Source organism: Sphingobium sp. Leaf26 (genome assembly GCF_001421665.1).
Classification (GTDB): domain Bacteria; phylum Pseudomonadota; class Alphaproteobacteria; order Sphingomonadales; family Sphingomonadaceae; genus Sphingobium.
This window is the reverse complement of the sequence record NZ_LMKV01000001.1, coordinates 791923-807530: the sequence shown is the minus strand read 5'-3', so window position 1 is coordinate 807530 and position 15608 is coordinate 791923. Positions and strand designations below refer to the sequence as shown.

Below are 15608 nucleotides of genomic sequence, written 5' to 3'. Positions count from 1 at the left end.
CTTCGACAGGCTCAGGGCGAACGGAGATGATTTGTGCGCCACGATCTCAACCTCACCACCGACCGTCCGACCTTCGTCACCCATCTCGAATGTTCGCTGACCGGCGAGCGCTATGAGGCGGACCGGTTGCATGGGTTGTCGGCGGCGGGGAAGCCGCTCCTGGTGCGCTATGATCTGGACGGCGTGCGGGCCACGCTGACCAAGGACGCGCTGGCGGCCCGGCCGATGGACCTGTGGCGCTGGCGTGAATTGCTGCCGGTGCGGCAGACGGCCAACATCGTGAGCCTTGGCGAGAATGCGACGCCGCTGATCCCGTTGCCGCGCACGGCGGCGCGTCTGGGTGGTGCGCATTTGCTGGCCAAGGATGAGGGGCGGTTGCCGACCGCGTCGTTCAAGGCGCGCGGCCTCGTCATGGCCGTGTCGATGGCCAGGGAACTGGGCGTGACCCAGGTGGCGATGCCGACCAATGGCAATGCCGGCGCTGCGCTGGCCGCCTATGCCGCCGTTGCGGGCATGGAGGCGATCGTCTTTTGCCCTGCCGATACGCCCGAAGTGAATGTGCGCGAGATCGCTGCACAGGGTGCGCGGGTCTATCGCGTCAACGGCTATATCGACGATTGCGGCGCGATCGTAGGGCAGGGTGTCAAGGAACGCGGCTGGTTCGATTTCTCCACGTTGAAAGAGCCCTATCGGATCGAGGGTAAGAAGACGATGGGGCTGGAACTGGCCGAACAGCTTGGCTGGGAATTGCCCGACGCGATCTTCTACCCCACCGGCGGCGGTACCGGCCTGATCGGCATGTGGAAGGCGTTCGACGAACTGGAGAAGATCGGCTTCATCGGATCGAAGCGGCCCAGGATGTTCGCGGTACAGGCGGAAGGTTGCGCGCCGATGGTTCGCGCGTTCGAGCAGGGCGTCGAATTTGCCGAGCGCTGGGAGGATGCGCAGACCATCGCCATGGGCATTCGCGTACCCAAGGCAGTCGGCGATTTCCTGATCCTGCGCGCAGTGCGGGAAAGCGACGGCTCGGCGCTGGCCGTGTCGGACGCGGCGATTGCGGAGGCGGTGCGCGATGTGGCGCGCGACGACGGCTTGCTGCTCTGTCCGGAGGGTGGGGCGACGCTGGCTGCCTATCAACGCGCGCTGGATGAGGGGCTGATCGGCCGGGACGAGCGGGCCGTGTTGTTCAACTGCGCCAGTGGCCTGAAATATCCGCTGGAGGATCAGAGCCGCACGCTGGACCGGCACGCGCCGATCGATTTTTTCACGCTCTAAGATATTTTTATACACTTAAGATGTATCGTAACTCTTGACGATGGGAATTTTAAAGATATATCGCAAAGCATCATGACACATATGAAAGAGCAAATGATGCGCAACTACAATTTTCACGGCCGCCATGGCGGCCATCACCGCGGTCTGCATGGACATGATCGCTTCGCTTTCCCCGGCGGCTTCGGCCGTGGCCATGGCGGTCCGTTCGGTGGCGGCGATCCCTTTGGTGAAGATGGCCCACGCGGTGGCGGTCGCGGTGGGCGCGGCGGCGGCGGCGGTCGTCGGCGCCTGTTCGACAATGAGACGCTGCGGCTGATCCTGCTGAAGCTGATCGCCGATGAGCCGCGCCATGGCTATGAACTGATCCGCGCGATCGAGGCGCTGTCGGGCGAAGCCTATGCGCCCAGCCCCGGCGTCGTCTATCCGACGCTGACCCTGTTGTCGGACATGGACCTGATCGCCGAAGAACCGAGCGAAGGCAGCCGCAAGCGCTTCGCGATTACCGACGCGGGCCGTGCGCAGATCGAAGAGCGCAAGGCTGCGCTGGACCTGGCGCTGGAGCGGCTGGCGTCCATGGCGCAGAAGGCAGAACGGGTCGATGGTGGCCCGGTGCGCCGCGCGATGCACAATCTGCGTTTTGCCATCCAGCAACGGCTTGAAAAGGAAGGGGCGGATAACGAAACAATGTTCGACGTCGCCGCCCTGATCGACGAAACCGTCGCCAAGATCGAAAGGCTCTGAACCCATGACCCTGACCGCCACCGTCCCGACCACCAGCGGCAGCCGCTATCTTCAGCAACTGTGCAAGCATTGGAGCCACAAGTTCGAGACGAGCTTCGATGCGGAGAAGGGTGAGATCGCCTTCCCCATGGGACCGATCCGCATGGAAGCGACAGCGGACACGCTGGTCGTAACGCTGGAGCCGAACGCCGACGCGGATGCCGAGACGTTCAAGCAGGTGGTCGCCGACCATCTCGACCGCTTCGCCTTTCGGGAGGCGCCGCTGCCCTTCAAGTGGCAGTGAAACCCTGCGTCATGCCAGCCTCTGCCGGCATGACGCAGGCAAAATCGATCAAATATCCTCGACCATCTCCGCCAGCACGGCCAGGCAATCCTTGCCAAGCTGGATGGAGCGGGCGGGGGACCAGCCGAAATCGGCGTCGGGCAGATCGTCATTGTCCTTGAACGGCATTTCCAGGGTCATCGCCACCGCGCCGAATCGCTCGGCGACCTGGTTGGTGGACATGGACAGGTTTGCCTTGCCCGCGCCCGCCACCGGATAGCCAAGCCGCGTCTGGAAATCGGGCGTACGCGCGGCCAGCGTGTCGCGATAGCGATGGTAGAGCTGGACCTGCTTTTCCGTAATCGAGGGGATGCCTTCGAATCCGGCGATGAACACGGCGGGGATCGCTTCGTCACCATGCACGTCCATGGCGAAATCTACGCCCGTCTCGTCCATCGCATTGCGAACCAGCAGCACTTCGGGGCTGCGTGTCGCGGTCGGCTCATGCCATTCGCGGTTCAGGTTCACGCCCACTGCATTGGTGCGCAAATGGCCGCGACGGCTGCCATCCGGGTTCATGTTGGGGACGAGGTGGATCGTCGCCTTCTGCCGCAGCAGGCGGGCGACGGCATCCTCCTCGTCGGTCAGCCGCTCCAGCGCGCCTTCCATCCACCATTCCGCCATCGATTCACCCGGATGCTGGCGGGCATAGAGCCATACCTGCCTGGGGCCTTCGCCGATGGTCAGCAGGTCGAGCGGCTGGCCGTCCAGCGTCAGCCCCAGTTCGCGGTGCTCGACGCCCGGCTGGCTCGCAGCCCAGGCGATCAGGTCATGATGGCGCTCCATCGAATAGGGCGCGAAATAGGCGATCCAGACGGCATTGCTGTCCGGCTCCAGCCGGATCGTCAGCGTGCCGTCGGCATAGCTGGTGTCGGCCAGCAGCCAATTCTCGCGGTCCTCGCTCACACGCGCGCTGTAGCCGGCCCACCCGTCGGGATAGGCGGACTGGCCGCAATTGACGATGGCCAGTTCCACCGCGCGCCCTGCCGCGTTGGCGACGCGGAAATGGAACCACTGATAGAAATCGCTCTGATGGTCCGTCACGATTTCCAGTTCGGCGCGGACGCCGGCGGGAGAGTCGGTGATGGAAAGGGTGCGAATATTGCCGCTGTCGAAGCCGCTGGAGATGCTGATGGTCATTTGACCATTATAGTGCGCCCCGATTCACCGGGATAGCCCCCGATCAAGGAAGCTGCCAGTTTCTGCGCGGCAGCGGCGGGCTGGGCGGCGGGCGATCCCTGCTTCGCCTGGGTCGAGGCCCGGCCTTCCCAGATGGCGGTCGAATCGGAGCGGCGGCGCAATTGCACATGCAGTTCCGTGGTCACGATATCCTTGGGCTTGCCCGACAGGTTGATGCCCACGCCAAGGCCGAGCCCCCCGAAGGTGCCACCCCGCCGCCCGCCGCCGCTGCCGATGCCGCCGCTCATGCCGACGCTGACCGGCTTGTCGCTGCTGCGGTCCGGGCCGGACGGACGGAAGGTGCGGTTGAAGCTGACCAGTGCGACATAGTCGCTCTGTGCGCCTTCGCCCGCTGTGGTGAAGCCCACGCGCTGAAATTCCTGCGACACCGCGTCAGCATAGGTGCGAAATTCCAGGCTGATGTCGGGATTGCCGGGCATTTCCTCGACCGCGACGGTGCCGGACTGGGCCGGGTTGCCGGTATGGAATCGCGTCACCTCGACGCGCGGCGCGGCCGTCGCACAGGCGCCGAGGGGGAGGGCGATGGCGGCAAGGAAAAGAAGGCGCTTCGACATGGGTTCAACTCCAACGGGCATTCGGCTATTATGTCATGCTATAGACGGTATGGGGACGACAATTCCTTCCAACGTCCCAAGCCATGAACTGGCTGCATGGAGGATGAACAGAGTCAAAAGAGCGGTTGTCGCCCTTGACTTTGGCCCGGCCCACCCATAGGGGCTGCGCTTCCATTTTCGTACAAATCCAGATTCTATCAAGGGCCGTTAGCCATGAAGATCCGCAACTCGCTCAAGTCGCTCAAGGGACGCCACCGGGACAACCGCGTGATCCGTCGTCGCGGCCGCACCTATGTCATCAACAAGACCAACCGCCGTTTCAAGGCCCGCCAGGGCTAAAAGCGGGCGCTGCTCCTCCGGGGCAGGTCTTGTAACGCAGAAAAGCGCCCGATCATGGATCGGGCGCTTTTCTGCGTTCGTTTGTGCTGAGTACGCAAGTCGATTCGCGCGAATCGTTTTCCGTTGCTTATGGACGTGCGGTTGGGGGAGGATGATGGCCTCCCCCAAGCTGCTCAGCCTTCGTCTCGGCCCTTGAGTTCGTCGCCGCGCACCGCTGCGACGTGCAGCACGTTGGTCGACCCCGGCGTGCCGAAGGGTACGCCGGCCAGCACGACGATCTTGCCACCCTTTTCAGCCATCCCGTGGCGCAGCGCCATGCGCCGCGCCTTGCCGATCATCTCTTCGAAATTGCCGATATCCTTCGTGCGGATGGCATGCACGCCCCAGGTCAGGCCCAGCTTGCGCGCCGTGTCCGACCGTGGCGTCAGCGCCAGGATCGGGGCCGAAGGCCGCTCGCGGGCCACGCGGCGCACCGTGCTGCCCGACGAGGTGAAGCAGGTGATGGCGCTGGCCCCCACGACGTCCACGATGTTCCCGGTCGCCTCCGCCAAGGCGTCGGCTGTGGTGGGGTCCGGCTTCGTCTCGGTATAATGGAGGCGTCCCAGATAGCCGGGGTCGCGCTCGACGCTGTGGGCGATACTGTCCATCATCGTGACCGCCTCGACCGGCCAGTCACCCGCCGCCGTTTCCGCCGACAGCATGATGGCGTCGGCGCCGTCATAGACGGCCGTGGCGACGTCGGACACTTCCGCCCGAGTCGGGGAGGGCGACTTGATCATCGATTCGAGCATCTGGGTCGCGACCACCACCGGTCGGCCCATGCGTCGCGCAACGGCGACGATCTGCTTCTGGAGCGGCGGCACCGCCTGTGGTGGCAGTTCGACGCCCAGATCGCCGCGCGCAACCATCACGCCATCGGCCAGTTCGATGATCTCCTCCAGCCGCTGCACCGCCGACGGCTTCTCGATCTTGGCCATCAGCGAACCGTAACCGCCCATCAGCTTGCGTGCTTCGGCCAGATCCTCGGGCCGCTGCACGAAGCTCAGGGCGATCCAGTCGCAGCCCTGTTCGACCGCGAAGCTGAGGTCGCGCCGGTCCTTGTCGGTCAGCGCCGGCACCGGCACGACGACGTCGGGCACGTTCACGCCCTTGCGGTTGGACAGGGTGCCGCCGACCTCCACGACCGTGTCGATACGGTCTTCGCTAATGGCCTTGACCCGCAGCACCATCTTGCCGTCGTCCAGCAGTAGGCGGGTTTCGGGCACCAGCGCGGCGTAGATTTCGGGGTGGGGCAGGTTGACGCGGCGGGCGTCGCCCGGCGTTTCGTCCCGGTCCAGCACGAATGTCGCGCCGGTTTCCAGGATGGCCAGCCCCTTCTCGAACGTGCCGACGCGCAGCTTTGGCCCCTGAAGGTCGCCCAATATCGTGGTCGGCCGGGCAAATTCCTTTTCCAGCGCGCGGATGCTGGCGATGCGTGCGGCATGATCCTCATGCGCGCCATGGCTCATATTGATGCGGAAGGCATCGGCCCCGGCGACGAACAGCGCCCGGATCATCTCGGGCGTGTCGCTCGCAGGACCAAGGGTCGCCAGAATGCGAACCTTGCGAGAGCGGGGCGGTAACTTCGTCATGTCTTCTCCTGAGCGTCATGATCGCTCCCGGTTTGCCGGGGCGAGGTTATGCGTTATCCATGCTGCACGACAGGATGATGTAGTTTTCAGCGAAAGGGTTCCTCGCGCCGATGTCCGATACCATAGTCACAGATGCCGTTGCTGCAACCGCCTTCCGCCGTCTGGTCGCGCATTTGCAGCATCGTACCGATGTGGAGAATATCGACCTGATGGGATTGGCGGGCTTTTGCCGCAACTGCCTGGCCGACTGGATTGCGGAAGCGGACGGCGATATGACGCGGGATCAGGCGCGCGAAATCATCCACGGCATGCCTTTTGCGCAATGGAAAGCGCAGCATCAGGGCGAAGCCACGCCTCAGCAGATCGCAAAGATGCAGGAGAGTGTGGCGAAGAACGCAGACAATCATTAGAGGCGTCCGCCAACCTGATTCATTCAGCCTGATTCACATTTTCACAACGAACGGAGATTCCCATGAGCGAGGGCAACGTCGCAGCCGACCAGCTACGTCTTCTCATCGAGCGCATCGAGCGTCTGGAAGAGGAAAAGAAGGGCATCGGCGACGACATCAAGGACGTCTATCTGGAAGCCAAGGCGACCGGTTACGACGCCAAGATCATGCGTCAGATCATTCGCCTGCGTAAGATGCAGCCGCACGATCGGCAGGAAATGGAAGCGATCCTCCAGACCTATCTTTCCGCGCTGGGCATGGAATAAGGCGCTGTTTGTCAGATACGCTCACGCGTATCTTTGAACTGTACCTGCCCACTCCCCCACCCGGCCACCCATATGATACTGCCGTTGGGTGGCCGGGTGGGGGAGTGGGCAGGTGCGGCAATCCGGCGGAGGCCGGATCCCTCGTCAAAGGAGAAGCGCCGATGTCCGAGATTATCGTCAGCACCACCAGCCGTCTAGAGGGGAGGCCCGCGAAGGAGTATCTCGGCATCGTCACCGGCGAGGTGATCGTGGGCGCCAATCTGTTCCGCGACCTGTTCGCCAGCGTTCGCGATATCGTGGGCGGGCGATCGGGGGCGTATGAAGATGTGCTTCAGCGCGCCCGTGAGCAGGCGATCGCTGAAATGCGCACCCGCGCGGCGACGCTGGGCGCCAATGCCGTGGTGGGCGTGGACCTCGACTATGAGGTGATCGGGTCCAACGGATCGATGCTGATGGTGTCGGCATCGGGCACCGCCATCCTCTACTGATCCTGCAAACACCGGCGAATGACGGTGCACGCGCGCTGGCGGTTGCCCTTTGGGCGGCCGCTGGTGTAAGGGCGCCCATCCCATTTCAACGGCAGATAAGAATTCAGGACCATGGCAGGCCATTCCAAATTCAAGAATATCATGCATCGCAAGGGCGCGCAGGACAAGAAGCGCTCCTCGATGTTCTCCAAGCTGAGCCGCGAAATCACCGTGGCGGCCAAGATGGGCATGCCCGATGTGGACATGAACCCGCGCCTGCGTCTGGCGGTCAACGCCGCCAAGGCGCAGTCCATGCCCAAGGATAATATCCAGCGCGCCATCGACAAGGCGAGCAAGGGCGATACGGAGAATTACGAGGAAGTGCGCTATGAGGGCTATGGCCCCGGCGGCACCGCCATCATCGTGGAAGCGCTGACCGACAACCGCAACCGCACCGCCACCAACGTACGCACCGCCTTTTCCAAGAATGGCGGCAATCTGGGTGCTTCGGGCGCGGTGAGCCATGGCTTCGACCGGCTTGGCCTGATCACCTATCCGGCGGGCGCGGGCGACGCCGAAGCGATCTTCGAAGCGGCGCTGGAGGCCGGCGCAGAGGATGTATCGTCCAACGAGGACGAGCATGAAATCTGGACCGCGATGGACGCGCTTCACGAAGTCGCCAAGGCGTTGGAAGCCACGCTGGGCGCTGCCGACGGCGCCAAGCTGGCCTGGAGGCCCACCACCACCGTCGACGTCGACGAAGCCAATGCCGCCACGCTGATGAAGCTGGTGGACACGCTGGAAGAGGATGACGACGTCCAGACCGTCTGGGGCAATTATGAAGTCTCGGACGAAGTGATGGAGAAACTGGGTTGATATTTTGTCCCTCTCCCATCGGGAGAGGGAGGGAGGCGCGTAGCGCCGGAAGGGTGAGGGTGATGGATCATCGCCTTTCGCCCTCACCCTCTCATGCTTCGCATGGGCCCCTTCCTCTCCCGATAGGAGAGGGAATATGATTCTTCTTGGCCTCGACCCCGGCCTTGGCACGACCGGCTGGGGGCTGATCGCCGCGGACGGCAATCGGCTCACCCATATCGGTAATGGCCAGATCAAGACCGACAGCGCCATGTCGCTGGCGACGCGGTTGCTGGCGCTCGACCTGGCGCTGACCGACCTGATCCTTGAGCATAGGCCCGATGGCGCGGCGGTCGAAGAGGTGTTCGTCAATGTGAACCCGCAATCGACGCTGAAGCTGGGGCAGGCGCGCGGCGTGATCCTGCTCAATGCGTCGCGGTCGGGCATGGAGGTCGGCGAATATGCCGCGCGCCTCGTAAAGAAATCGGTCGTCGGCGTCGGCAATGCGTCGAAGGATCAGGTCCATGCCATGGTGCAGCGCCTGCTGCCCGGCGCGAAGATCGCCGGGCCGGACGCCGCCGACGCGCTCGCCGTGGCGATCACCCACGCCCATCATCTGGCCAGCGCGCGGCGTATTCCCACGCGCTGATCCATCTCCGCGCCCGTTCTACCCGAACAGGTCGCCCAGAAAATCCGCCATCGCGCGGAAGCTGCGGCGGTCGGCGTCCGGGCTATAGGCCAGCCCCTTTTCCGGCATGTTGACCGCCTCGTCGGTGAAGGCGTGGCCGGTATGGCCATAGGCGTGGATCTGCCAGTCGCAGCCCGCTTCGGTCAGTTCCTTCGCCAGTCCGACCATGGCTTCGGGCGGCGCGATCGGGTCGTCCCAGCCATGGCAGATCAGCAGTTTCGCGCCGATCTTCGCATTGGGAAAGGGCGGCGCTTCATAGACGCCGTGGAAGCTGACACCGCCGGCGATATCCGCGCCGGACCGGGCAAGGTCGAGCACGCATTTGCCGCCGAAGCAGAAGCCGATCGCCGCCGTCTGGGTCGGACTGACCGTCTCCAGCCCCTTGAGCAGGGCATGGGCTGCGTTCACCCGGTCGCGCAGCAGGGCGCGGTCAGCGTTCAGTGCGTTCATGTAGAGCGCCGGATTGGCGTCGGCGCGGGTGGTGCGCTTGCCCTGCCCGAAGACGTCCGCGACCAGCACGCTATAGCCGAACGCCGCGAGCTTCTCCGCATATGCGAAGTCCGCTTCCTTGGTGCCCAGCACATTGGGGAAGAGCAGGATGCCGGGACGCGGGCCGGCGGCGCTGTCGGTCACGACCACATGCTCGAATGGCTCGCCGCCCATGTCCTGGACGATCACGGTACGGGTGATGCTCATGCGCTGTTCCTTCAGATGCTGCCGAAACCGGGGGCTTCGCCGCGCGCCGCGCTGTCGATCCGTTTCGGGCGTTTCCAGCCGATGACCGGCCGTTTGCGTAGGCGTAGCGTCGGCCAGTCGCCCCGGTCGCTGCGTTCGGCCAGGCGCATGCCCTGCGCGCGATAGGCGGCGATCACCGCATCGGCCTGTTCGTTGAGCAGGCCCGCCAGCACGATGCTGCCGCCTTCCTCCACCAGCGCACACAGCGCCGGCGCCAGTTCGATCAGCGGCCCGGCCAATATGTTGGCGATCAGCAGGTCATAGGGCGCCCGGCCGATCAGCGCGGGATGATTGCCGCCCGCCGCCGTGACCAGCGCCAGCCGACCTGGCCCGTCGCCCAGCTTCACGCCGTTGGTGCGGGCATTCTCAGCGCTGATCTCCACCGCGACGGCGTCGATGTCCGACGCGATCGCATGGGCGCGCGGCCACAGGTTCAGCGCCGCGAAGGCGAGCAGGCCGGTGCCGGTACCGATATCGGCCACATGGCGGAATCGCATGCCCACCCGGCGCATCCGGTCGAGCATGGCGAGGCAACCGGCGGTCGTTTCATGCTGCCCGGTGCCGAAGGCGCGGCCCGCCTCTATCAGCAGGTTGACATGGCCGGGCAGTTCGGGGTCGGTCGCGATGTTGCGCACATGGAAGCGACCGGCCGTGACCGGCTCCAGCCCCTGCTGGCTCAATGTGATCCAATCTTCGTCGGGTAGCGCTTCCACGACCGGTTTGACGCGCGCCGCGCTGGGCACGAAGGTTTTGAGCAGCTTGATCGCGGCAGGACTGGGCTTGCCTTCGAAATAGGCGTCCAGTTGCCAGGCATTCTCGTCGTCCGGCGTAGCCTCGCTGGTCATCAGCACCGGCGGCCGGTCCATCATCGCAAAGGCTGCAATGTCCCCGTCCAGCGCTTCTGCCTCGGCGCGGGTGCAGGGCAGGGTGACTTTCCAGCTTTGGGCTGCGTTTGCGACATCGTTCATCCCGCCGCCTTTAGACCAGCGGACGGGGCAGGGGAAGGAGGATGGAGTGTAGGCTTGGGGACGCCCCATTGTTCGTCAGCCCCGGCATGACGATATCACGGATTTTCGTTTCGGGCCGTCAGGCCACCTGCCGCCCGAAGTCGGACGAGGCGTGGCGCAGGCTGGCAAGCTTGCCTTCGACGCTGACGAAGCCGCGTTCGAGTTGGTCGATTTCCGATGCGACGACCTCGGTGTCCTGACGGATCGCCGAAATGGTGGTCGACATCGAGTCGGCGGCCAGCGCGGTTTCATCCACGGCGGCGGTGATCATGGTGACGGTCTGCGCCTGCGCGTCCATGGCATGGCGGATGCGTTCGGCGCTGGCCTGCACTTCGCCGACCGTGTCGCGGATGCGCTCGTTGGTCTCCACCGACTGGCGGGTCGATGCCTGAATGTCGGCGATCTTGCTGGCAATCTCGTCGGTCGCACGGGCGGTCTGGTTGGCGAGGCTCTTTACCTCCTGCGCGACGACGGCGAAGCCACGGCCGGCGTCACCCGCGCGGGCCGCTTCGATCGTCGCGTTGAGGGCGAGCAAATTGGTCTGCCCGGCAATGTCGCGGATCAGGCTCAGGATCGATTCGATCGACTTGGCATGTTCGGACAGGGTGGTCGACATGGCGACGGCATCGCCCGACTGGGTCGATGCGCGGCGCGCGACTTCGGCGGAGCTTTCCACCTCGGTACGGGCGTCCTCGATCGCGCGGATCAGGCCGGCGGAGGTGCGGGCGGCTTCGCGCATGGCAAGGGCGGACTGTTCGGCAGCGGCGGCGACTTCGGACGCCTTGCCCAGCATGCCACGGGTGGCGGCCGACGCATCCTTGGCCTGCTCGCGCAGCGATTCGCCCAGTTTCGACGCGCCGTCTATCTCGCCCACGATCCGCTGTTCGAACAGGGTGCCGTAACGCTGGCGTTCGGCGCGCTGGGTTTCTGCCTGATCGGTGGCCAGCACATTGCTCATGAAACCCGAATCGATCATCGCGATGCGCAGCATCATGCTCAGTAGCTTGCGACAGCGGACGCCGTCGTCGTGGCAGCGATCCCAGATAAGGTCGGTGATGCGTTCATTGGCCGCAGCGACCGCCGTCATCACCGATCGTACCGAAACATCATGCCTGCGGGCATGGCGCACGCAGTCGGCGGCGGACTGCGCCCAGCGTCCTTCCGCAAAATGCAGCAGCTTTTCACGGACATACCGGTCCGCTTCCTGCTCGATCCGGGCGATGACGGTGCGACTCAGGCGGTCCTGAAGCCCGGTTTCGCGCATATAGGTGGTGAAGAAGGTCGCGCCGACGCTGCCCATATCCTTCTCGATCAGTTCGCCCACTTCGCGGGCCGCGCTGGCGATCGCGCCGCTGGGATCGAAGTCCGCCATATAGTCCGACGTGATGTTGGCGGGAGAGAGACTGGACGGCATGCGGGAACGGCCCTTGCTGATGACGTGATCGGTTCGCGTTCGATCATTAGCGTGGGTTGGTTAATCACTTCTTATGCCTGACCGCCATCGTCGGAAAAGCATCAGCAACTTTCTGTAGCCTTCCGCTGCTTGCCCTTAGGGCGCTTCGCTCCTAAGGGGAGCGGACTCAGGGACAAGTATCTAAGGACTAGGGTAGACATGGCGCGTTCCACCAGCCGGCCGCTCTCGCCGCATTTGACGATCTGGAAATGGGGACCGGCCATGGCCGTCTCCATCATGCACCGCGTGACGGGCAACGGTCTGGCGACCGCTGGCGCGCTGGGCCTCATCTGGTGGCTGATGGCCGCCGCGACCGGTCCGGAGGCTTATGCGACCTTCGTCAAATGCGCGACTTCTCCGATCGGCTATCTGGTGATGATCGGCCTTAGCTGGTTCTTCTTCCAGCATCTCTTCTCCGGCCTTCGCCATTTCGTGCTCGATATGGGCGCGGGTTACGAACTGAAGAACAACAAGATGTGGTCGATCGCGACCTTCATCCTGTCGTTGCTCACGACCGGCTTCGTCTGGCTCACCATCTTCGGAAAGGCGCTCTGATGGGTACCGGTACTGGCATCGGTCGCGTTCGCGGCCTCGGCTCCGCCAAGCATGGCGCGCATCACTGGCTGGCGCAGCGCTACACCGCCGTCGGCAATCTGCTGCTGACGCTGTGGCTGCTGTTCAGCCTGCTCAGCCTGCCCGGCCTGGATTATGAAAGCGTCGTTAGCTGGATTTCCAATCCGCTGGTCGCTGTGCCGCTGATGCTGATGGTGGTCAGCATCTTCATGCACCTGCGCATTGGCATGCAGGTGATGCTGGAGGACTATGTCCATGACAAGGGTCTGGCCTTTTTCTCCATGCTGGTGCTGAATTTCTATGCCTTTGGCGGCGCGGCCGCGGGTATCTTCGCGATCGCCAAGATCGCCTTCATTGGGGTCGTCAAGCCATGACCGAAGCCTATAAGATCATCGACCACACCTACGACACGGTCGTCGTGGGCGCCGGCGGCTCCGGCCTGCGCGCGACCATGGGCAGCGCCGAAGCGGGCCTCAAGACCGCCTGCATCACCAAATTGTTCCCCACCCGGTCGCACACCGTTGCGGCGCAGGGCGGCATCGCCGCGTCGCTGGGCAACAACAGCCCCGACCACTGGACCTGGCATATGTACGACACCGTCAAGGGGTCCGACTGGCTGGGCGATCAGGACGCCATCGAATATATGGTGCGCGAAGCGCCCGCGGCCGTGATCGAGCTGGAACATGCCGGCGTGCCGTTCAGCAGGAACCAGGACGGGACGATCTATCAGCGCCCGTTCGGCGGCCATATGCAGAATATGGGCGCCGGCCCGCCGGTGCAGCGCACCTGCGCCGCGGCCGACCGTACCGGCCACGCGATGCTGCATGCGCTCTATCAACAGTCGCTGAAATACGACGCGGACTTCTACATCGAATATTTCGCCATCGACCTCATCATGGAAAATGGCGAATGTCGCGGCGTCATCGCCATCTGTATGGAAGATGGTTCGATCCACCGCTTCCGCAGCCATGCGGTCGTGCTGGCGACGGGCGGTTATGGCCGCGCTTACTTCTCCGCGACATCGGCGCATAGCTGCACCGGCGACGGCGGCGGCATGGTGCTGCGCGCGGGCCTGCCGCTCCAGGATCTGGAGTTCGTGCAGTTCCACCCGACCGGCATCTATGGCGCGGGCGTGCTGATCACCGAAGGCGCGCGGGGCGAGGGCGGCTACCTCACCAACTCCGAAGGCGAGCGTTTCATGGAACGCTATGCTCCCTCGGCCAAGGATCTGGCGTCGCGCGACGTCGTGTCCCGTTCGATGGCGCTGGAAATGCGCGAAGGGCGCGGTGTCGGCGAGCATAAGGATCATATCTTCCTGCACCTCGACCATATCGATCCCAAGGTGCTGGCCGAACGGCTGCCCGGCATCACCGAAAGCGGCAAGATTTTCGCGGGTGTCGACCTGACCCGCCAGCCGCTGCCGGTGACGCCGACCGTCCATTACAATATGGGCGGCATCCCCTGCAATTATCATGGCCAGGTCGTGACGAAGGTCGGCGACGATCCCGAAGTGGTCGTGAAGGGTCTGTTCGCCGTGGGCGAAGCGGCCTGCGTGTCGGTCCATGGCGCAAACCGCCTCGGCTCCAACTCGCTGATCGACCTTGTCGTATTCGGCCGCGCCACCGGCCTGTTCCTCAAGGACAACCTCAAGCCCAACGCCCCGCACAAGGCGCTGCCCGCCGATGCGGCCGATCTGGCGCTGTCGCGTCTGGACCATTATCGTAATGCGAAGGGCGGCACGCCGACGGCGGACATCCGCCTGGACATGCAGCGCACCATGCAGAAGCACGCCGCCGTGTTCCGCGACAGCGCGCTGCTGTCCGAAGGCGTGACCCAGATGCAGGCGGTCAACAAGCGTTTGCAGGACGTCAAGGTCACTGACCGTTCGCTGATCTGGAACACCGACCTCATTGAAACGCTGGAACTGGACAATCTGGTCAGCCAGGCGATCTGCACGATCGAAAGCGCCGAAGCGCGCAAGGAATCGCGTGGCGCCCACGCGCATGAGGATTTCCCGAACCGCGACGACGACAACTGGATGAAGCACAGCATCAGCTGGTTCGAAGGCTGGGGCGGTTCGGGCGGCAAGGTGACGCTCGATTATCGTCCGGTCCACGACTATACGATGACCGACGAAGCCGAATATGTGAAGCCCAAGGCGCGGGTCTATTGAGCGAAATTTGGTTTTGGATTCACTTTGTTATCCTGCCGCCGTTCCTAACGGTGGCAGGATGCAGATGGTTAAAAACCAATCATTTTTTTATTGCCTTGGTTGTGTCAATCATTGTGATGATCGTTTTCGCGGGTGAAGTTTGGTTGCTTTATGGGGTAAAGGGCTTCGAGGACTCTTGGGCAGGAATCGGGCTGGGGATTGGGTTTTGCTTTGCAAGTTTTGTAGCATTCCCAACAGCCTATGTTTGCAGAGAGTTATGTTGATCGCGATCAACTATTGAGAAATCAGGAAGGGCGGGCCGAAAGGTCCGCCCTTCTTATTGCAGCTTTGGCGGATGATCCGCGCGTTGATGCAGGATGCGGACTATTTCGATGCCCGTCCCGCGATGGCGATAATATATATTGTGCCTTTCCACGCGAAACTTGCGGTATCCGCCGCGAACATCATTGATCGGGCTACCAATGCCCGAATAGGCGGCGATCCGATCAATCGCATCGGCAATCGCGACCAGATAGGCCTTGGCCTGCGACGCACCCCATTCCGCTTCGGTATAATTAGAGATTTCAGCCAGATCGCGTTCGGCAGCAGCGGCGAAACGGACGGCAATCGTCACGTCTCAGGAAACCGGCGATCAATCCATGCCCGCATGTCAAAGTCCGAAAGGAAACCGCTTTCCTCACCCTCGATCAGCGCCGCACGCAATTGCTCCAGTTTTTGCTCTTCCGCCTCCAGCAGACGTAGTCCTGCGCGAACGACCTCGCTGGTCGATCCATAACGGCCTTCGCTGACCTTGCGCTCGGCAAATTCACGGAAGTGATCGCTGAGGGCGATCGAGGTGGTCTTGCTGCTCATGATGCGATGTTACCAAATATTGGTAGCC

The 15608-nt window shown here is 63.5% G+C and carries 21 protein-coding genes; 13 read left to right on the top strand and 8 right to left on the bottom strand.

The window, feature by feature from the left end; translation table 11 throughout:
- Positions 1–33 precede the first annotated feature (33 nt).
- From ASE85_RS03930 to ASE85_RS03920, 3 genes are all read left to right on the top strand, one after another.
- Positions 34–1275, top strand: a complete 1242-nt coding sequence (locus ASE85_RS03930) for a threonine synthase (protein WP_056683691.1) — start codon at positions 34–36, stop codon at positions 1273–1275.
- A 93-nt stretch (positions 1276–1368) separates the two neighbouring features.
- On the top strand, positions 1369–2016 hold the full coding sequence (locus ASE85_RS03925) for a PadR family transcriptional regulator (RefSeq protein WP_056683688.1): 648 nt from the start codon (positions 1369–1371) through the stop codon (positions 2014–2016).
- A 4-nt stretch (positions 2017–2020) separates the two neighbouring features.
- The gene (locus ASE85_RS03920; protein ID WP_056683685.1) at positions 2021–2299 is read left to right on the top strand and encodes a DUF2218 domain-containing protein; all 279 of its coding nucleotides are present in this window, start codon (positions 2021–2023) and stop codon (positions 2297–2299) included.
- A 48-nt stretch (positions 2300–2347) separates the two neighbouring features.
- On the opposite strand, the gene ASE85_RS03915 is transcribed toward ASE85_RS03920, so the two are convergent.
- Both ASE85_RS03915 and ASE85_RS03910 read right to left on the bottom strand, forming a co-directional pair.
- Positions 2348–3478, bottom strand: coding sequence for a M14 family metallopeptidase (locus ASE85_RS03915; protein ID WP_056683681.1), 1131 nt, complete (start codon positions 3476–3478; stop codon positions 2348–2350).
- On the bottom strand, positions 3475–4092 hold the full coding sequence (locus tag ASE85_RS03910; protein WP_056683678.1) for a hypothetical protein: 618 nt from the start codon (positions 4090–4092) through the stop codon (positions 3475–3477). The genes ASE85_RS03915 and ASE85_RS03910 overlap by 4 nt, the downstream gene beginning before the upstream one ends.
- 213 nt (positions 4093–4305) lie before the next feature.
- Here ASE85_RS03910 and ykgO point away from each other — a divergent pair, with 213 nt between their 5' ends.
- Positions 4306–4431, top strand: a complete 126-nt coding sequence (gene ykgO / locus ASE85_RS03905) for a type B 50S ribosomal protein L36 (protein ID WP_004210176.1) — start codon at positions 4306–4308, stop codon at positions 4429–4431.
- Between the two features lie 173 nt (positions 4432–4604).
- Here the strand turns inward: ykgO and pyk are convergent, their stop codons facing one another.
- Positions 4605–6062, bottom strand: coding sequence for a pyruvate kinase (pyk, locus tag ASE85_RS03900; RefSeq protein WP_082462635.1), 1458 nt, complete (start codon positions 6060–6062; stop codon positions 4605–4607).
- A gap of 110 nt (positions 6063–6172) precedes the next feature.
- Between pyk and ASE85_RS03895 the strand changes: the two genes are divergently transcribed.
- The 5 genes from ASE85_RS03895 to ruvC all read left to right on the top strand — a co-directional run bounded on the left by ASE85_RS03895 (position 6173) and on the right by ruvC (position 8748).
- On the top strand, positions 6173–6472 hold the full coding sequence (locus ASE85_RS03895; protein WP_056683672.1) for a DUF1244 domain-containing protein: 300 nt from the start codon (positions 6173–6175) through the stop codon (positions 6470–6472).
- A gap of 62 nt (positions 6473–6534) precedes the next feature.
- A complete protein-coding gene (locus ASE85_RS03890; RefSeq protein WP_056683669.1) occupies positions 6535–6777 on the top strand; it encodes a DUF2312 domain-containing protein in 243 nt (80 codons plus the stop codon).
- A gap of 161 nt (positions 6778–6938) precedes the next feature.
- Positions 6939–7265, top strand: a complete 327-nt coding sequence (locus ASE85_RS03885) for a heavy metal-binding domain-containing protein (RefSeq protein ID WP_200928286.1) — start codon at positions 6939–6941, stop codon at positions 7263–7265.
- Between the two features lie 111 nt (positions 7266–7376).
- Complete coding sequence (locus ASE85_RS03880; protein WP_056683666.1) at positions 7377–8120, top strand: YebC/PmpR family DNA-binding transcriptional regulator; 744 nt, start codon at positions 7377–7379, stop codon at positions 8118–8120.
- Positions 8121–8256: 136 nt separating this feature from the next.
- Entirely contained in the window at positions 8257–8748 is a 492-nt protein-coding gene (ruvC, locus tag ASE85_RS03875) for a crossover junction endodeoxyribonuclease RuvC (protein WP_056683662.1), read from the top strand.
- An 18-nt stretch (positions 8749–8766) separates the two neighbouring features.
- On the opposite strand, the gene ASE85_RS03870 is transcribed toward ruvC, so the two are convergent.
- The 3 genes from ASE85_RS03870 to ASE85_RS03860 form a co-directional block, all read right to left on the bottom strand.
- Positions 8767–9483: a dienelactone hydrolase family protein gene (locus ASE85_RS03870; RefSeq protein WP_056683660.1), complete on the bottom strand. Its 717-nt coding sequence runs from the start codon at positions 9481–9483 to the stop codon at positions 8767–8769.
- Positions 9484–9494: 11 nt separating this feature from the next.
- Entirely contained in the window at positions 9495–10490 is a 996-nt protein-coding gene (locus tag ASE85_RS03865; protein ID WP_056683658.1) for a 50S ribosomal protein L11 methyltransferase, read from the bottom strand.
- Between the two features lie 118 nt (positions 10491–10608).
- Entirely contained in the window at positions 10609–11943 is a 1335-nt protein-coding gene (locus ASE85_RS03860; RefSeq protein WP_056683655.1) for a methyl-accepting chemotaxis protein, read from the bottom strand.
- 198 nt (positions 11944–12141) lie between these two features.
- On the opposite strand from ASE85_RS03860, the gene sdhC reads away from it, so the two are divergent.
- Genes sdhC through ASE85_RS22825 form a run of 4 tightly spaced genes read left to right on the top strand, consistent with a single transcriptional unit; the run spans position 12142 to position 14991 of the window.
- On the top strand, positions 12142–12537 hold the full coding sequence (gene sdhC / locus ASE85_RS03855) for a succinate dehydrogenase, cytochrome b556 subunit (RefSeq protein WP_056683652.1): 396 nt from the start codon (positions 12142–12144) through the stop codon (positions 12535–12537).
- Positions 12537–12929, top strand: coding sequence for a succinate dehydrogenase, hydrophobic membrane anchor protein (gene sdhD, locus ASE85_RS03850; protein ID WP_056683649.1), 393 nt, complete (start codon positions 12537–12539; stop codon positions 12927–12929). Before sdhC ends, sdhD begins: the two co-directional genes overlap by 1 nt.
- Positions 12926–14728 carry a succinate dehydrogenase flavoprotein subunit gene (gene sdhA / locus ASE85_RS03845; protein WP_056683647.1) on the top strand — a complete coding sequence of 601 codons (1803 nt, stop codon included), beginning with the start codon at positions 12926–12928 and terminating at the stop codon, positions 14726–14728. The genes sdhD and sdhA overlap by 4 nt, the downstream gene beginning before the upstream one ends.
- A complete protein-coding gene (locus tag ASE85_RS22825) occupies positions 14725–14991 on the top strand; it encodes a hypothetical protein (protein WP_156358180.1) in 267 nt (88 codons plus the stop codon). The genes sdhA and ASE85_RS22825 overlap by 4 nt, the downstream gene beginning before the upstream one ends.
- A gap of 53 nt (positions 14992–15044) precedes the next feature.
- Here ASE85_RS22825 and ASE85_RS03840 read toward each other — a convergent pair whose 3' ends face one another.
- Both ASE85_RS03840 and ASE85_RS03835 read right to left on the bottom strand, forming a co-directional pair.
- The gene (locus ASE85_RS03840) at positions 15045–15341 is read right to left on the bottom strand and encodes a type II toxin-antitoxin system RelE/ParE family toxin (protein WP_056683644.1); all 297 of its coding nucleotides are present in this window, start codon (positions 15339–15341) and stop codon (positions 15045–15047) included.
- Positions 15338–15580, bottom strand: a complete 243-nt coding sequence (locus ASE85_RS03835; protein ID WP_056683641.1) for a type II toxin-antitoxin system ParD family antitoxin — start codon at positions 15578–15580, stop codon at positions 15338–15340. Before ASE85_RS03835 ends, ASE85_RS03840 begins: the two co-directional genes overlap by 4 nt.
- Between the last annotated feature and the right edge of the window lie 28 nt (positions 15581–15608).